The organism is Bacillus horti (genome assembly GCF_030813115.1).
In the GTDB taxonomy this organism is placed as follows: domain Bacteria; phylum Bacillota; class Bacilli; order Caldalkalibacillales; family JCM-10596; genus Bacillus_CH; species Bacillus_CH horti.
Genome location: NZ_JAUSTY010000003.1, coordinates 274646 through 291609, shown reverse-complemented (window position 1 = coordinate 291609; position 16964 = coordinate 274646). Strand labels below are relative to the sequence as shown.

Annotated in this window: 12 protein-coding genes; 5 read left to right on the top strand and 7 right to left on the bottom strand. The window is 41.1% G+C overall.

Annotated elements, in window-relative coordinates:
* Window positions 1-72 precede the first annotated feature (72 nt).
* The 5 genes from J2S11_RS04960 to J2S11_RS22380 all read right to left on the bottom strand — a co-directional run bounded on the left by J2S11_RS04960 (window position 73) and on the right by J2S11_RS22380 (window position 7948).
* Complete coding sequence (locus J2S11_RS04960; protein ID WP_307391745.1) at window positions 73-2217, bottom strand: heterodisulfide reductase-related iron-sulfur binding cluster; 2145 nt, start codon at window positions 2215-2217, stop codon at window positions 73-75.
* Window positions 2218-3036: 819 nt separating this feature from the next.
* Complete coding sequence (locus J2S11_RS04955) at window positions 3037-3516, bottom strand: thioredoxin family protein (RefSeq protein WP_307391742.1); 480 nt, start codon at window positions 3514-3516, stop codon at window positions 3037-3039.
* A gap of 1 nt (window position 3517) precedes the next feature.
* Window positions 3518-3934, bottom strand: coding sequence for a disulfide oxidoreductase (locus J2S11_RS04950; protein WP_307391835.1), 417 nt, complete (start codon window positions 3932-3934; stop codon window positions 3518-3520).
* A gap of 298 nt (window positions 3935-4232) precedes the next feature.
* Window positions 4233-6071 carry a putative bifunctional diguanylate cyclase/phosphodiesterase gene (locus J2S11_RS04945; RefSeq protein ID WP_307391739.1) on the bottom strand — a complete coding sequence of 613 codons (1839 nt, stop codon included), beginning with the start codon at window positions 6069-6071 and terminating at the stop codon, window positions 4233-4235.
* A 194-nt stretch (window positions 6072-6265) separates the two neighbouring features.
* The gene (locus J2S11_RS22380) at window positions 6266-7948 is read right to left on the bottom strand and encodes a methyl-accepting chemotaxis protein (protein WP_307391736.1); all 1683 of its coding nucleotides are present in this window, start codon (window positions 7946-7948) and stop codon (window positions 6266-6268) included.
* A 173-nt stretch (window positions 7949-8121) separates the two neighbouring features.
* On the opposite strand from J2S11_RS22380, the gene J2S11_RS04935 reads away from it, so the two are divergent.
* From J2S11_RS04935 to J2S11_RS04915, 5 genes are all read left to right on the top strand, one after another.
* The gene (locus tag J2S11_RS04935) at window positions 8122-8685 is read left to right on the top strand and encodes a SprT-like domain-containing protein (RefSeq protein WP_307391734.1); all 564 of its coding nucleotides are present in this window, start codon (window positions 8122-8124) and stop codon (window positions 8683-8685) included.
* Between the two features lie 185 nt (window positions 8686-8870).
* Window positions 8871-9479 (top strand): TetR/AcrR family transcriptional regulator, encoded by a 609-nt coding sequence (locus J2S11_RS04930; protein WP_307391732.1) that lies wholly within the window; start codon window positions 8871-8873, stop codon window positions 9477-9479.
* Between the two features lie 181 nt (window positions 9480-9660).
* The gene (locus tag J2S11_RS04925; protein WP_307391729.1) at window positions 9661-10599 is read left to right on the top strand and encodes an ATP-binding cassette domain-containing protein; all 939 of its coding nucleotides are present in this window, start codon (window positions 9661-9663) and stop codon (window positions 10597-10599) included.
* Window positions 10599-11369, top strand: a complete 771-nt coding sequence (locus J2S11_RS04920) for an ABC transporter permease (protein WP_307391726.1) — start codon at window positions 10599-10601, stop codon at window positions 11367-11369. The genes J2S11_RS04925 and J2S11_RS04920 overlap by 1 nt, the downstream gene beginning before the upstream one ends.
* 205 nt (window positions 11370-11574) lie before the next feature.
* Complete coding sequence (locus J2S11_RS04915; RefSeq protein WP_307391724.1) at window positions 11575-13758, top strand: HelD family protein; 2184 nt, start codon at window positions 11575-11577, stop codon at window positions 13756-13758.
* A gap of 154 nt (window positions 13759-13912) precedes the next feature.
* Here J2S11_RS04915 and J2S11_RS04910 read toward each other — a convergent pair whose 3' ends face one another.
* A complete protein-coding gene (locus J2S11_RS04910) occupies window positions 13913-14989 on the bottom strand; it encodes a lactonase family protein (protein WP_307391720.1) in 1077 nt (358 codons plus the stop codon).
* Window positions 14990-15454: 465 nt separating this feature from the next.
* Window positions 15455-16939, bottom strand: coding sequence for a protein adenylyltransferase SelO (locus J2S11_RS04905; protein ID WP_307391717.1), 1485 nt, complete (start codon window positions 16937-16939; stop codon window positions 15455-15457).
* Between the last annotated feature and the right edge of the window lie 25 nt (window positions 16940-16964).

The following is a 16964-nucleotide window of genomic DNA, read 5'->3' as shown; positions in this document are numbered from 1 at the left end:
GCAAATATTTAAGGGCCTAGCCTCTTCAAGCTTTCAAGCCCATTACTAGTAAGTCTTGCCCTTCACATCTTTTTAGCTTGCCTTTTCAAACTCAATCGCCTGTACTAAAATCTCAGCGATATCCATCGTGGCTACCTTCTCCTCCACCTCTAGAGCCTTCGTCCCATCACTCATCATTGTTAAGCAATACGGACAGCCGCTAGAAATAATGGATGGGCTGACAGCTAACGCTTGCTCCGTTCGAGCAATGTTCACCCGTTTTCCTTCCGTTTCCTCTAGCCACATCATTCCTCCACCTGCCCCACAGCACATTCCTGTTTCCCGATTTCGTTCCATCTCTACAATGGATACTCCAGGAATCGCTTTAAGGATCTCCCTTGGTAGTTCATAAATGTTGTTATAGCGCCCAAGGTAGCAGGAATCGTGGTACGTAATTCTTTCAGGAAGCTCCTTCGTTGGCTTTAGCTTACCCTCTTTCAGGAGCTCAGCTATTAGCTCTGTATGGTGGATCACCTCTGCCTCTAAACCAAACTCAGGATATTCGTTTTTCAGCGTATTGTACGTATGCGGGCATGCTGTAACAATTTTCTTAACGTTATACTTGCTTAGGATTTCGATGTTTTCCTGACAAAGCTGCTGGAACAGAAACTCATTCCCCATACGACGTGCCGTATCTCCAGAGTTTTTCTCCTCATTCCCTAGAATGGCAAAGCGTACTCCTGCTTCATTCATGAGCTTTGCAAAGGCGTGTGCGACCTTTTTATTTCTATTATCAAAGCTGCCCATAGATCCGACAAACCACAGGATTTCGAAATCATCTACTTCTTTTACTGTTGGAACGGTAATATCCTCAAACTCATCTCTCCAATTGCTCCGCTCACTACGATTGATCCCCCAGGGATTGCTTTGACGCTCAATATTGTTAAAAGTACGCTGCGCCTCTTGGGCTACTTTCCCTTCTGTAAGAACTAAATAGCGTCTCATATCGATGATTTTATCTACATGTTCATTCAGTACAGGACATTCATCCTCACAGTTCCGACACGTTGTACAAGCCCATATTTCTTCCTCTGTAATGACATCCCCGATCAGATCAATGCTATATTCAAAGTTGGAAAGTAGCTCCTTCTCTGCGGTTGCTGCTGTCTCATTCTCCCCTGCTTGAAGCACCTTTGCCTGCGCCATAGCCAGCTGATTCCCCTTCGTTTCACTAAACGCAAAAGCAGGCATCCAAGGGGTTCTTGACGTAATGGCTGCACCTTTCTCCGTAAGATGATCTCTTAGCTTTGTAATCAGATCCATCGGGGAAAGCATTTTTCCTGTACCTGAAGCAGGACACATATTCGTACAGCGTCCACATTCCACACAGGCATACAGATCCATAAACTGCTTCTGTGTAAAATTCTCAATTTTGCCGACTCCGAACTCTTCCGCAGACTCATCCTCGAAATCTATGGTGCTTAGTTTCCCCGGATGCACCTGACGCTTGAAAAAGATATTGATAGGCGCAACAAGGATATGAAAGTGCTTGGATTGTGGGACATAAATAAGGAAGGCAAAAAGAACAAGATTATGAGCCCACCAAAACGTATAAAACATCGCACTTGCCACGCTATAGTTCATCCAGCTAAAAGCTATTCCAATAACAGAAGAAATCGGGTGAAACGGATGAAAGCCAGTAGCTAACTCACCAGACTGTGTAAGCATCACCGCTTCAAAGCCGAGTGACATGATGACAGTAAACATAAGCGCAAAGATAAAGATAATCACCAAACTAGCTTTAGCATTTCTTTTTAAACGTGGTAGCTTTTCTACGAAACGTCGATACCCTGCATACCCTACTGCTAGCAAAATGATGACAACAGTGATTTCTTGCATAAGAACAAAAAACGGATATGCCGAGCCTAGGGGCAGCCAGTATGCGTTTCCAGTCAGCCCTTTTCCTATTAAATCAATGGCTCCGAGTTGCAAAATGATAAAGCCATAAAATATAAAAAAGTGCATGATTCCACTTTTCTTATCCTTTAATAGCTTCTTATGACCAAACATCTGGACAAGCAGCTCATTGATGCGCTCTTTAAACGCTTTTTTGAAGTCTGTTTTTTGTCCTAGCTTCACGAATAAATATCGGCTATACACAATGTAGCTAAATAAATACAGAACATAGCTTAATACGGCAAGAAAAGCGATCAAATTAACGACAGATAACCAGCTCATGGTTTTCCTCCTCTTTATATAATATATTTCTAGTTTCTGTTTACTTCTGCAGGGATGCCTTACCTATCCCTTACCCATTCTGACTGAACGCTCATTCATAAGATGAATAGAATAATGCTCCGATCTAGATAGAACCACCATCATTTGCATGCGTGTGCTTTATCATACGGATGAGCTTCTAGAAATAGAACAGGGTGTAGCAGGGTGAAGGGTTATGAAGCGCTTACAATTCTGTTTAATATAAAAATTCAAAGTTTTCCTTGCTATGCTTTTTAATATTATAGCATTTTTTCTGTTTTAGTGGCACAAGAATTTAAGACATATTCTCCTGATAGTTCCCAATGAGGAATTATACTTATACATGCTTTTAACTCATACTTAACCTCCAAGGAGAACATAATAACGGGATATGTTTAGGTTACGGATAATTTTCAAAGCGCGGTATTTAAACAGTCTAAGTGATGATTTTATAAAACTAAATGCAAAAATACACTTCATATACTATTATTTTTACGATTTTAAGCAGATAAGTGCAGAAATACACTTAGTTCTAAAAGAAGGCTCCTATTTTCTCATATTAGAAGAAATCAAGTGTATTTTCGCACTTAAATGACTAGGTTCACTCAATTAATCTAGAAATAAGTGCATTTTTGCACTTATTTCTATTACTTTATGCCTGCCCGTTGTTTCGGATCGCATTCTTAAAATCACTAGCCAGGTTATAGACTCTCTTAATACTTATGAACGAGAATAACAAATAAGAAAAAGCCAGCAAATCAAAGAATTTACTGGCTAAAACCTATTCCTTTCATAGATGATTTAATCCTTATACTGCGTTAAAAACATCTCATAGAACTCAGCTGTGCCTTCCTCTGGAGCACCTACTGCACGGTCAACCTCTTCCCCATTCTTATACGTTACTAGGGTTGGCGTGTATTGAATATCGTACTTGCTTCTTCCTTCATTAAATTCTAGAAGATTGTATTTAAAAATCTCTACTCCCATTTCTTCTGCGATAGGTACTAAAATCGGGGTAGCTCTTTTACAGTGCTCACATTCAGGACTAAAGAAGTAAACGAAAAAGTCCTCTCCATCCTCTAGCTTTTGATCTAGCTCCTCGTTCAGAATAATGTTCTGATAGTTAGGATCATTTAGCTGAGCGATTGTTGATGAGCTTAATCTACTTGTGCCGTAAGGATTATCCTCTGGAATACGGCTTTGATTACTGGATTCATTAACAAAATATAAACCGGCAAAAAGAACGGCAATAATACCTACAAAAATGATGACTTTTTTCACCTTAAGACCCCTTTCTGTTGCTAATCCAAAGATAACCATGAATAATCGTAATAAGTGTAAAGGCAACTAAAGCTAGGAAGGGTATGGTTACAAACCCAAACCAGTTAATATATTCTGTGGTACACGGAACTAGCCCACAAGCTGCATCTGAGCTTGGGAATAGATCTGTTTTTTCAAGCAGGTAGTGATAAAAGGACATTAGCATCCCTATACCCGAAAAAGGCAGTACATAGCTAGAAATGCGTCTATCCTGCTTCACTGTAGCGATAAGCAATATAATAGCAAGGGGATACATTAAAATCCTTTGATACCAGCATAGATTACATGGTGTAAATCGCATGACCTCAGAAAAGAAAAGACTCCCAGACGTAGCTATGGTTGCTATCATCCAGCTTAAAAAGTTCCCTTGTTTCTTCATAAAATCAGAAAAAGAATTCAATCTAACACCACCCCATCCTCTTACACCGTGAAAGGAAATCTCGCAGAAACGCCTACCTATATTTCCTTTTCTTACAGTATAAGACAGCATGAATGCTGATACAATGACTTTTTTGTCGTTTTATTCGACTGACTAAGGTAACCTTGTGAAAAAGCTCCTCTAATTAGAAGCTCTCTATACTTTTGCTTACCTAATATCAACAATAAACCACATTTATCACTCGAACAAGCCAATATCATGACAAAAATATGTCAACTTCCTAAAAGTAAGTTAACTCTTATTGGGAGCCGTTATATTCCTCAACATAGGTTTGTACTTTTGAGGAAGGCATAGGAGGACTGTAGAAATACCCTTGAAACGCATCACAGCCTAGCTCTTTTAATAAATTCGACTGCTCCTGTAGCTCTACTCCTTCGGCGAGCACTTTAAAATTGAGAGAATGACAAACATCAATGATTGAGCGACAGATCGCTAAGCTATGCTGGTCTGTGTTAATATCCTTGACAAAAGCTCGGTCTATTTTAACCACATCTATTGGAAAATGCTTCAAATAGCTAAAGGTCGAAAAGCCTGTGCCAAAATCATCTAGGGCAAGCTTTAAACCAAGGGCTTTAAGCTCCCTTAAAACGGATAAAGCCGAATCAATCCCATGCAAGCTCATATTTTCTGTTATTTCAAAGCCTAATTGCTCTGGTCTAACACCTGTTTTACTCATAATTTTGTGAACACGCTGAGCAAAGTTATAATGTACGAGCTGATAAGCTGATAAGTTAATCATCACGCAAACATGCTCCGGATACAAGGATTCCCATTCCTTAATCTTAAGACAGGCCTGTTCAATGATCCAATAGCCTATGGGAATAATTAACCCTGCTTCTTCAATAATTGGGATAAAAGTAGCAGGAGACACCGGACCCTCTTCTTTGTTTTCCCAACGCAATAATACCTCCCAACCAATTAAGGCTTGGTGCTCAGCATCTACTTGAGGCTGAAAATGAAGGGATAGCTCGTTGCGCTCTAATGCCTTATACAGCTTCTTTTCTAAATGTGCCTCTTTAACAAATTGAACATCTCTTTGAGGAGTATAAAATTCATACGTATTTCCCACGTGCTTTCTTGCTTGATTAATAGCTTGATCGGCATGCAAAATAAGCTGCCTTGGTCTAGTTCCATCGTTGGGGAACAAGCTGATACCGACGCTAGCTGTTAAATAGTGCTCATTGTTCTGAATCATAAAGGGCTGGTCAAATAGTAGTAATAGCTCCTCAGCCATTTGGTTGACCTGATAGGCCTTTTCATACTGTGGAAGAAGAACAGAGAATTTATTCCCCCCTATTCTGGATAGCATGTAAGGAAGCGTGAGCTTAGCCTCCTTCAGCCGCTCAGCTACCATTTGAAGTAAAAGGTCTGCCGTTTCATAGCCTTCTGTTTCGTTTACTTTTTTAAAACGATCCAAATCAATATTCAACACGGCAAGCTTACTATTGTGCTGCTCTGAAAGGGCCATTCCCTGTTCAATATATTCAATAAATCGGTTGCGATTAGGCAGACCAGTCAGTTCATCTAAATAAGCTAAGGCCTCGACTTTTTTATCATACTTCATTCTTTCAAGCTCAAAGGAAATTCTAAAGGAAAATAATTTCATAATATGCTTTAGCTCAAAAGCCACTTCAAAGGGCTTTCGATGAAGCATAATAAACATACCAATTTTATCACCCTTAGAATCTGTTAAAGTAATTCCTGCACAAGCTTCGATATTATGCTTCTTAATGATCTTATCCCTAGGAAACAGCCGATGAGCGCCTTGACTAAAACAACAGATATCCCCGTTCTCAAGCTGCTCAAACGCTGATCCAAGCAGCGGATAAATCAATGGGGTAGTTTCTGAGCCTTTGTACGAAACAGCTATACTTTGGATGTGGTTCTGTTCTCTATATGAGGCGAAGTATTCGCCAATCATCACATAATCTATCCGCAGTAACCGAGATAGGCTATGTGTTAGCTGAGTAAAAAATTCTTTACCATTATACAGGGAAGTAGATTCTTGGATGTGGTCTATCACCTGCTCCAAATAATTTAATTGACTTGCATCCTGTAAATCATCGTCATCCTTCATTTCTATCTTCTCCCTTGTCGTGAAACTCTCAGTATATCAATTACCTTATTGGTGAATGCTAGCAAAACCTATTTTGGCTCCATGGCTAACGGCGAAAGCTTACATATTCTAACATGTAAACTACCGAAAAAAGAAGCCTTATCGTTTTCAAATAAGGCTTCTCTTAGCTTACTATAAGCTTCACATAAAGTGAATTAATAAATTTTAAATGTTTTCACAGCAGCTTGTAATTCTTCTGCCATAGAGGCTAGCATAGCAGATGATGCCGAAATCTCCTCCATGGAGGCATTTTGTTCTTCTACCGCTGCAGCTATATTCTGAGTAGAGGAAGCGGTCTGCTCGGAAATGGACACTATTTGATCGGACGCTTCGACTAATGTATGTGTTCCTTGAGACATATGTTGAACAAAAGTGGTAACCTCTTGTATCTGCTCTGTGACTTGGGTCACAGAAGCAGAGATAGAGGAAAAGGAGTTGCCCGCTTCATGCACCATATTTATGCCTTCCTCAACAGCCATAGTGCCTTCCTTCATTGCACTGAGAGACTGCTGAATATTGTGCTGGATATCCTCAATCAATCGTTTGATTTGATTTGAGGACTGAGCGGACTCCTCTGCAAGCTTTCGAACCTCATCTGCTACTACAGCAAAGCCTGCCCCGTGCTCCCCGGCACGTGCTGCCTCAATCGCAGCATTCAAGGCTAGAAGGTTCGTTTGCTCAGAAACGTCCGTAATCAAGCCCACAATCTTGCCAATTTCATTCGACTTCCCACCTAATTCATTTAATAAAGAGGCGGTTGTAGACGATTTCTCTTGAATCACATTCATTTGCTCTACTGTATGTTGCACGACAGCAACACCTGATTCTGCTTTTTGTGTCGTGTCACCAGACGTCTGACGAACCTGCTGAATATGCTGAGTTACCTGCTCCATTCCTTCAGACATGCCCATAACCAGCGCCTGTGAATTAGCCGAACTATCCACCTGCTGCTCAGCTCCTAGAGCCACCGATTGAATCGCTTCTGAAATCTGCTCAGTGGACTTGCTCGTTTCCGTAGCGCTTGCTGTGAGCTGCTCCGCTGAGGAAGCTACCTGCACGGATGCAGTTGTTATTTTAGTGACAAGCTGATGCAGATTGCTAAGCATCGAATTCATTGATAAGCTTAACTGCCCTAGCTCATCCTCTGAACGAATAGCCAGTGGCTCTATAGTCAGGTTCCCTGCACTGATTTGCTTTGCTTGGGCGGTGATTTTGTTTAGGGTTTTAGTTAAGTACATACTGAATAAGACCATACAGGCCGAGCCTACTATAAAAACGACGATCACTAGAAAAGTAGATATGTTACTGCTTTGTATGATATAGGCTCTGACATCCTCAGAGGAAGCTGTCATTTCCTCCGTAGCCTGCTCAGATAGGAGTGTCACGCTAAGTACCGCTTGATTTTGAATCAAGGATAGCTCCTGAGCTAGACCCGAAATATCTGCTCTTTCTGCTTCAATCATCTGAGCTACCTGATTAAACCTCTCATTACCAGCTACAACTTGCTCGAAAAGCTCTTGCTCCTCCACTGTATCTATCTCTACTTCCACATCAGCCAAATGCTTAGTAATAAGCTGATCCTGTTGCTCATAATACGTTTGATTAAAAACATTTGTCGTGGCATAATCGCTTATAATGATGAATTTTGAGCGGATGATAGAGCCAATTTCCATGATTTTTACGGCGTTTTCGCTATGCCGTGCCATCGAATTCGTCTCTTCTCCCACACTGTTCAACTCATTTAAGACATAAATAAAGCTTCCTAAGAAGAGCAAATACGTCATAGCCATAACGAATAATAACTTAGTTCGAATGCTTCTTTTTTTCCAAAGTTTCATGCCTGCGCCTCCATGTAGTACATCTCATTCTTTCTGCTTTTTGATTTCATCTATTACTATTCATCGGCACAGGCATCGTAAATCTTAATACTTTTTGAAAAAAAATTTCATAAATATATAATTATTATTAAATTTTTATTTCATATTTAGGTATAGACGGAGGGATCAGTAGTGTGGAGCCTAAAACAATTAACGTAGATTCAGAGAAGCTTGAAGATCTAAGCCAAAAACTATCTCTTCATTTTTGGGGCAAACGCTGTGATATCCCTGTTCTCTGGAATGGCCGATTAACTAAATCGATGGGACGTTTTATGTTCTCAAGTAGAGGCAGGACACGAACGGCACTACGCATTGAGCTAAGCAAGCATGCTGTACGCTTTATTCCACCAGAGATTTTTATTGCTGTCTTGCTCCATGAGCTTTGTCATTATCATCTTTTTATCCAAGGGCAGCCTTTTGAAGATGGACATCCCGTCTTTGAAGAAGAATTGCGTAGAGTTGGGGCTATATCAACCAATGTGGTACAGCTTCCACAGAAGGGCTTTGAGCTCTATTGTTCGAAGTGTCATGAGAGGCTGGGGAGTAGAAAACGGATGAATACAAAACATTATTTGAGTGCTTGCTGTAAGGCTCAAATTTTGAAGAAGGAAGCATGGCTGGGGGAATGTAAATATCCCGGAGAAATTTTGAAGCATAGTAAGGTGCGGTTGTCTTCTAACCATGTGAAGAAAGTTTAGCGATTAGGTCTAAGAGGAAGCAAACTGTAGAGTTGATCCCGTCCTTGGAGTAGCTTGACAGGTGTACAAGTTAATCATAAAGTTATCCATATGATATTGATTGAAAAAATCAATCTAACTACTGATTTTAAAATGATAGTAAGATCATATACACATTCCCAATCACGAGGAGGCTATTACGCTATATGTCACCTATGAATACGGATCAATTAGAACAAAAGAAACAGGAACGAAAAGTACAAATTATGCGAGCTGCTCTTAAAGTATTTGCTGATAATGGCATTAAGCTCACGAAAATGAATATGATTGCAAAAGAAGCCAAGATAAGCTATGGATTAGTGTACCATTACTTTGAATCTAAAGAGCAGGTGCTTTATGAAAGTCTCGAATGGGGCATGGAGAGAAACAAAACGAAGGAAATGTTTGATGAGTTGAATAAGAAACAACTGAGCGCCCTGGAGAAAATTAAATCGTTTATGATGGTCGCCTTTAAAGAAGGAGATACAGGAAGAACTGGTGATGTGTTTCGAATCATTCAGCATTTACATTCCTCCCCTGATTTACCTACTCATATTCATGAACTCATTGAACAATCGGGCAAAGTCTATATAGAAACCTTGTATCCTTTATTTATGGAAGGTCAGGAGTCTGGAGAAATTATTGAAGGCAATGCAGAAGAGCTACTTCGTATGTACCTAACGATTCTGTCAGGTATCATGGCTGAGGATCCGTTATTTTGGAAGGAGAATACAGAATGGAAGGTTAGCATTTTAATTAGGATGATTGCAGCCTGATAGCTTCTTTCAACTCCTCAAAAAATGATTGACTTTCATTGCGAGACATCGTATTCTTTTATCGACTGATTAAATCAATCAAATAATTTTAGGGAAACATCCATAGTTTCCTTTCTTCTTTCTACTATTTTTTTGTTATTTTTGATTGATTATGTCAATCTATAATAAGGAGGTCTTCTATATGCATGATTCCGTTATTTCTGTCCTTGATTTAAAGAAGAGTTATGGAGCCCATACTGTGTTAGATGGATTAAGCTTTGAAGTGGCTCGCGGGACGATTTTTGCCCTGCTTGGTGAAAATGGTTCTGGAAAAACAACGACCATTCGTATCCTTTCTACTCTAACCATGGCTGATCATGGGTCTGTGAGGATTGCTGGCTTAGACATCAATCACGCTCCAAACGACGTTAAGAAGCTAATCAGCTTAACTGGACAGTATGCGTCTGTTGATGAGCTTTTGACAGGAGAAGAAAATCTGTTCATTATGGGACGATTAAATCACCTTGCTTCTAAAAAGGTAAAAGAACGAACAAGAGAGCTTCTAGAACAGTTTGATCTGGTAGATGCCGCTAAAAAACTAGTGAAAACCTATTCGGGGGGAATGCGACGTAGACTCGATATTGCCATCAGCCTGTTTTCCAACCCTGAAATTATCTTTCTTGATGAGCCAACCACAGGATTAGATCCTAGAAGTCGCAAAAATATGTGGGATCTGATTCAACAGCTAGCCAAAACTGGAGTGACGATTTTTCTAACCACTCAGTATCTTGAAGAGGCTGACCAGCTTGCCGATGAAATTGCGATTATGAATGGTGGAAGAATTGTGCAAAAAGGGACGGCTGAGGATTTAAAACGGATGATTGGAAATGAAAAAGTAGAGCTAGGCTTCAATCAGCTTGGTTACCTTGAAAAGGCAAACCACCTCCTACAAGGACAGATGGACACTACATCTTTGACTCTTTCCTTGAACACCAAGGGGCAGACGGAAGAGCTAAGAAATTTGTTAAACGTATTACATGAACACGGAATTGAACCCACCTCTGTCGAATTTCGAAAGCCGACACTGGATGATGTTTTTTTAAGTATAACCAGCCCCGCAGCTGAAAGGAGTGCAGTCTAATGAGTCAGTCTAAAGCGTATTGGGCGATTATAGACGGATGGACGATGACCCTACGGAGTATAAAACGTATTTTTCGAGATATAGAATCTCTTCTAATGGGTATTTTGCTGCCTATTATTGTTATGCTCTTATTTGTTTATGTATTTGGTGGTGCCATTCAAACCGGAACAGAATATGTGAACTATGTTGTTCCTGGCGTTATTATTACATGTATGGGCTTTGGAAGCTCTATGATAGCTGCCCTTGTTGCTCAAGACATGACAGGAGGATTGTTTGACCGTTTACGGAGTATGCCAGTTCTCCCCTCCTCTTTAATGGTTGGTCATGTGATTGGTAGCTTTGTTCGAAATGTACTTGCCACTACTATAGCTTTTATTGTGGCTCTCCTTTTAGGCTTTAGACCAGAAGCAGGGTTCTTAGAGTGGCTTGGGGTGATTGGGGTGTTGAGCCTGTTCTTGCTTGCTCTCAATTGGTTGTTTATTGTCTTTGGCTTATTCGTCAAGACAGTAGAAACAGCGTATGCTATAACGTTTCCCATGTTGTTTTTACCTTATCTAAGCAGTGCTTTTGTCCCGACACAAACGATGCCTGCTTGGCTTCAAGTCGTAGCTGAAAATCAGCCGATGACTCCTCTCATTGAAACGTTACGGGGTCTGCTTCTTGGTACACCAATAGATAATAATCTTTGGTTGACTATCCTTTGGTTCGGTGGATTGCTAGTTGTATCTATTGCTCTAGTAACCATTCTTTTCAACAGACGGAAAAGCTAGTCAATCCTTTGAAAAACGGCATTAAAAGAGCGCCTTTACTTTAAAAGTAGTGGCGCTTTATTATCGTTATAAATTGGTAATTTTTAGGTTATTGTTTTTTGGCACTTCCTACAATACATCATAACAAAATACAAAATATAAGTCTATTCTTTTTTTCGATTACGTGGCAAACTTTATAATGTACCGAAGAAGGAGGGGGATTTTCATGGATTCAGATTCTATAACATCTACACATCAGCAAGAGGAGCAGCAGCTAAAGCTTACCTTATCACTTATTACAAAGTTTTTGCAGGAGCGCTCCTCCAAGGAAAGATATGTTGGAGATGATTTTACTGAGCAGGTTTTAGATGATATGAATGAAAAAGCAAAGGAGAGCTTACAGCGCTCCTTAAAGGAGCCTTACTTTGGAAGATTAGATTTTCAAGAGCTTGAGACAGAGCGGGTAGCCCCTTATTATATTGGAAAGGTCGGCGTGATGAACGATGACAATAAGCAGCCTCTCGTCATTGATTGGCGCGCTCCGTTGTCCAGTATGTTCTACGGCTTCAGTGGTGAGGAGGAAATAGCTTTTTATGAAGCGCCCGAAGGGCTTGTTGAAGGAACTCTATTTTTGAAACGAAATATAGTGATTCGCGAACAGCAGCTTTTGCGTGTGGTTGATAGCTTTGTGAAGGGTGAGCATAACTTAGAAGGGACGGATGAATTCCTTTTATACAAGCTAGGAGAAAGGAAGGATAATCGCCTACGTGATATTGTTTCTACCATCCAAATGGAGCAGAATCAGATTATCCGAGCGCCTAAGGATTCTGCCCTAGTCATTCAAGGAGTAGCAGGAAGCGGAAAAACCACAGTAGCTTTGCATCGTTTAGCTTACCTCTTATACGAATATAGAGAAAAGGTTCGCCCAGAGCGAATGATGATTTTTGCACCGAGCACCATGTTTTTAGATTATATTTCTGACGTTTTGCCAGAGCTTGGTGTGGGGGACATCCAACAAAGCACCTTTCCTACCTGGGTTTTAGAGAGATTAGAGGATGAGGTAAAGCTTCGTCCCCTTTCTGAACGTTATCACAGAAGGTTTGAGCGACAGGAAGCTTCAAATGGTGGAGCGTTAGAGAAACCCGGTAGATATAAAGGCTCTAAAGCCTTTAAGTATCTTATCACCTCTTACATTGCTACATTGGAAAAATTACTACTCCCCGACAAAGAATTTGTTGCCTGGGAAGGAAAAGTCATTAATGTATCCACCTTGCGGAATTGGTACTCCCAAGAGTATCGCTCCTATCCTCTTGCCCAGCGTAAGGAAAGGATCATTGCACGGATGAAGCGCTGGATTGAAGGTGAGCTTAAACAGATTGAAGGAATACAGGCGGTAAAGGATTATAAGAAGACGGCTAGTCAAAGGCTGCGAACTTGGGCCAAATCTTGGAACAGCCTCTCCCCCTTTGATATTTACCAAGATCTATTTCAGTCTACTAAACGTACAGCTCCAGAGCTTATGGAGATTATAGAGTCCATTCCTGCTCACGTCAAAGAAGAGTCATTAGCGACTTTCAAGACGCAGCTTATTGATTATGAAGATCTTGCCCCCCTTCTTTTTATTCAGTTTAAGCTGAATGGCTTTAATAAGGAGGATCGCTTCGATCATGTTGTCATTGATGAGGCACAGGATTTCTCCCCTTTTCAAGTGGATTTGTTGAAGGAATTGGTTCGCGGGGGCTCCTTTACTATCCTTGGGGATTTAGCTCAAGGGATTCATGCCGATCAGGGAACACTATCGTGGAAAGAATTTCAAAGCTTGTTCCCACAGACGCAAACCTCTTACTTTGAATTAAAGCAGAGCTACCGCTCCACACTAGAAATCATCGAGTTTGCCAACCATATGATTGACCAAGCCCAGCTCGGTGTATCAAAGGCTGTGCCTGTTTTTAGGAGTGGTGAGCCCGTGAAGGTTGTTGGTCTTAAAGACAAGGAACAGCTTGAGTTTCTAATAGCATGGGTAGCACTGATGCAGGATAAGCAATATCAAAGTATGGCCATAGTTACACGAACGGAAAAAGGAGCTAGAGAGCTCCAGCAAAAGCTATTTGGATTAAACGTTGGAACCAACCTAATTGATGCACAGAGTGAAGCATATAGTGGTGGAGTTTCAATTGTTCCGATTTACTTAACAAAGGGGCTTGAGTTTGATGCCGTCATTCTTCTAAATGTTGATGCAGCTTCTTACCCGGCTAATGACCTAGAAGCAAAGCTTTTATATGTAGGCTGTACTCGTGCGTTACACCAGCTATGGCTAACACATCGTGAAACTCCATCTTCAATTCTTGGTTCTGTTCCTCATGATCGCTATGAGTCAGTGGATACACAGCGTATCTTACGTGGAGAATAAGGAAGAGTATCTTAAATGGCAGAATAAACGTTGAATTAATAAATCTTTCTAAAAGCAATTAGTAGCAATCGTAATCAATGTAAATGACGAAAAAGCCTATCCCTACCTATTGAAGGGTTGCTGTCCTTGCTCTAGGTGGATAGGCTTTAATTTTTTACAAATAAGCAGGTACTACACATACAGGCTTAGAGACCGATTCGGACTCCCCTGTAAACTGTAGCTTCCCTGTAGTAGGATCGATGCGGAAGACAGCAAGATTATTCGTATCCCGATTGGCGGCCACTAGGAACTTTCCTCCCGGAGCAAGTGCGAAATGACGAGGATGAGCTCCTTCAACGGACACATGCTCGACGTAGGTCAGCTTCCCATCAGTCATAATTTTAAACACTACAAGACTGTCATGTCCTCGGTTCGAGCCGTATAGGTAACGGCCATCCTCTGAGATGGCTACCTCTGCACAGATATTCTCCCCTTGCCAAGCCGTTGGCAGGGTTGGAACGGTACTTATCTCTTCAAGCGATCCTGTTGCCTGATCATAGGTAAAAGCCGTAACCGTTGAGTCTAGTTCATTAATCACATAGGCAAAAGCGCTATTCGGATGAAAGGTCATATGGCGTGGTCCTGCACCTGGCCGTAATGACACTTCACCATGAGGAATGAGCTTTTGTTGGCTACTGTCTATCGTATAGATTTTAATACGATCAATCCCTAAGTCAGGGACATAGATATACTTCCCGTCTGGACTAAATTGTGCAGAATGAGGATGCGGCCCTTCCTGGCGATCCAGATTTACACCATGCCCCTCATGCTTTTGGACATCTAGCCATTCTCCGATCTCGCCTTCCTCTGTTAAGGCAACTAGACTTACACTTCCACCATTATAGCTGCTTAGGACCAAATAGCGACTGCTTCTGTCTCGTTGAATGTGGCAGGATGATCCTGCCCTCCCCAACGAACGGCTTGTCTCACTCAATTTAAGCGTCTCGGGGCTATATTCAAGGGCTACCGCCTCTGTTGTCCGCTCTCCATCCGGTGAGATACCTTCAGAGAAGGTATAAAGCTTCTGCTGTTGTGTATCAAGGTTTAGGAAGGTTGGGTTTTTGAGTCCCTGTAATACTCCTAGTTTAGTCAGCTTGCCACTCTCCTCATCCATTGAATATGTATGAACACTTTCCGATCCCACTTCGGAATAAGAGCCTATAAATAATGTAAGCTTCTGCTTTGTTGTCATGCTTGTGCCTCCTCAATTGAATTTAATTATCTTTCTATACTTTCTTTCCTAAATTTATCTTCTCTTTAACTTTCTTTGCATTCCTATATTTATCTTCTCTAAAACATTATTTTCATTCCTGTTGTTACTTTACCAGCATCTATCTTATCTTCTCTTACTGTACCTTATTTGACTTTTTTAAACAAACCTAAATCGTATCCTCAAGCTGAGGGGCTAGGAATAAGATAGTAGTAATTAGCCTTTCTCATTTATTAGCATCCACTGATATCCGAATGGATCTTCGAAATCCAAGAATAAGGCAAACCTTGAAATGTATAACGCTATTGTAGAACCTTACGAGGATAGAGTTCAACCATTGGTTGCGCTTATAAAGATCATAAAAAAACATCCATATATCTATTACATGGATGTTTGAATATTTTGATGTGCAGATACACATCGAAATCAACAGACTGTCTTTGATCCCTACGTCCCACAATATGTCTGATAAGGGAAATCTGACGCTTGGGGTAATGCTGTGTATTTTTCCTGAACAGGCGAGTAAGCATAGGGATCAGCTAAGGCTTCCAGTAGACTATTCATCACAGTATAGTCTCCGTCGTCCACAGCGGCATCTAGCGCTTCTTCAACCCGATGATTCCGCGGAATGATGGCAGGGTTGGATTTTTGCATCAAATGCCCCGAGGAATCTCTAGATTCTTCCTGCCTATCCAGTCTTTTTTCCCATTGCTCGTACCATTGCTTAAATTCTGGAGCATCACTCAGCTCAGTATCCTCCATATTCCCTAACGTTAATGACCTGAAGGTATTTGTATAATCCGCCTTATAGCTGTGCATTAAGCTAAGAAGCTCTTTAACCAAAGACTCATCCTCTTCTTCCTCATTAAATAAACCGAGCTTAGCTCTCATGCCATTTAGCCACTCTTGTTGAAAATGCTTAGAGTAACTTGAAAGGGAAGCCTCTGCCAATTTAATCGCTTCCTCTTGGTTTTCAGCAAATAGGGATAGCATGCTGTCTGCCAGTCTTGCTAGGTTCCATACGGCTATATACGGCTGATTTCCATAGGCGTAGCGTCCCTGTGTATCAATAGAACTAAACACTGTTGCTGGGTCAAAGCTATCCATAAAGGCACATGGACCGTAATCAATCGTTTCTCCACTAATCGCCATATTATCGGTGTTCATAACACCGTGAATAAATCCTACTAATTGCCACTTTGCCACAAGAAAGGCTTGACGCTTAATGACTTCTTGCAGGAATCTAATATACTTATCATTATTCTCTTCCGATGATTGAATGTTGGGATAATGTCTTTGTATGGTATAATCCGCAAGTTCCTTGAGATCTTCAAACGTTCCCATTCTTGAAGCATACTGAAACGTCCCTACACGGATATGACTAGCAGCCACTCTCGTCAAGATGGCACCCGGAAGACCAGTTTCTCGCCACACAGGTTCACCAGTCGTAACCACAGCCAGACTCCGTGTAGTAGGAATGCCTAGAGCGTGCATCGCTTCACTAATAATATATTCTCGAAGCATAGGACCAAGTGCTGCTCGACCATCTCCCCCACGCGAGAAAGATGTACGACCTGAGCCTTTTAGCTGTATATCAAATCGCTCTTTTGTAGGTGTTATCTGTTCACCAAGCAGAACAGCTCTCCCATCCCCCAGCATGGTAAAGTGACCAAATTGATGACCCGCATACGCTTGAGCAAGTGGCTGAGCACCTTCAGGAATCTTGTTACCTGCAAATATGTCAAGGCTAGCATCACTTTTTAGGGCATGACTATTTAATCCTAAAGCATCAGCTAATTCAGTATTTAAGATAATTAGATTTGGTGATTGTACAGGGACTGGATTCTGACTTGAGAAAAAACCTTGTGGCAAACGTGCATAGCTATTATCAAAGTTCCAACCTGCCTCTACCTTTTCTTTTCTCTGTGTCATCGTATCCACTTCTCCTTCATCACAA

Bases quoted from the DNA above. Each gene is read 5' to 3' on its own strand.
- J2S11_RS04960 (WP_307391745.1), bottom strand. From the start codon at position 2,217: ATGAGCTGGTTATCTGTCGTTAATTTGATCGCTTTTCTTGCCGTATTA.
- J2S11_RS04950 (WP_307391835.1), bottom strand. From the start codon at position 3,934: ATGAAGAAACAAGGGAACTTTTTAAGCTGGATGATAGCAACCATAGCT.
- J2S11_RS04945 (WP_307391739.1), bottom strand. From the start codon at position 6,071: ATGAAGGATGACGATGATTTACAGGATGCAAGTCAATTAAATTATTTG.
- J2S11_RS22380 (WP_307391736.1), bottom strand. From the start codon at position 7,948: ATGAAACTTTGGAAAAAAAGAAGCATTCGAACTAAGTTATTATTCGTT.
- J2S11_RS04930 (WP_307391732.1), top strand. From the start codon at position 8,871: ATGTCACCTATGAATACGGATCAATTAGAACAAAAGAAACAGGAACGA.
- J2S11_RS04925 (WP_307391729.1), top strand. From the start codon at position 9,661: ATGCATGATTCCGTTATTTCTGTCCTTGATTTAAAGAAGAGTTATGGA.
- J2S11_RS04920 (WP_307391726.1), top strand. From the start codon at position 10,599: ATGAGTCAGTCTAAAGCGTATTGGGCGATTATAGACGGATGGACGATG.
- J2S11_RS04915 (WP_307391724.1), top strand. From the start codon at position 11,575: ATGGATTCAGATTCTATAACATCTACACATCAGCAAGAGGAGCAGCAG.
- J2S11_RS04910 (WP_307391720.1), bottom strand. From the start codon at position 14,989: ATGACAACAAAGCAGAAGCTTACATTATTTATAGGCTCTTATTCCGAA.
- J2S11_RS04905 (WP_307391717.1), bottom strand. From the start codon at position 16,939: ATGACACAGAGAAAAGAAAAGGTAGAGGCAGGTTGGAACTTTGATAAT.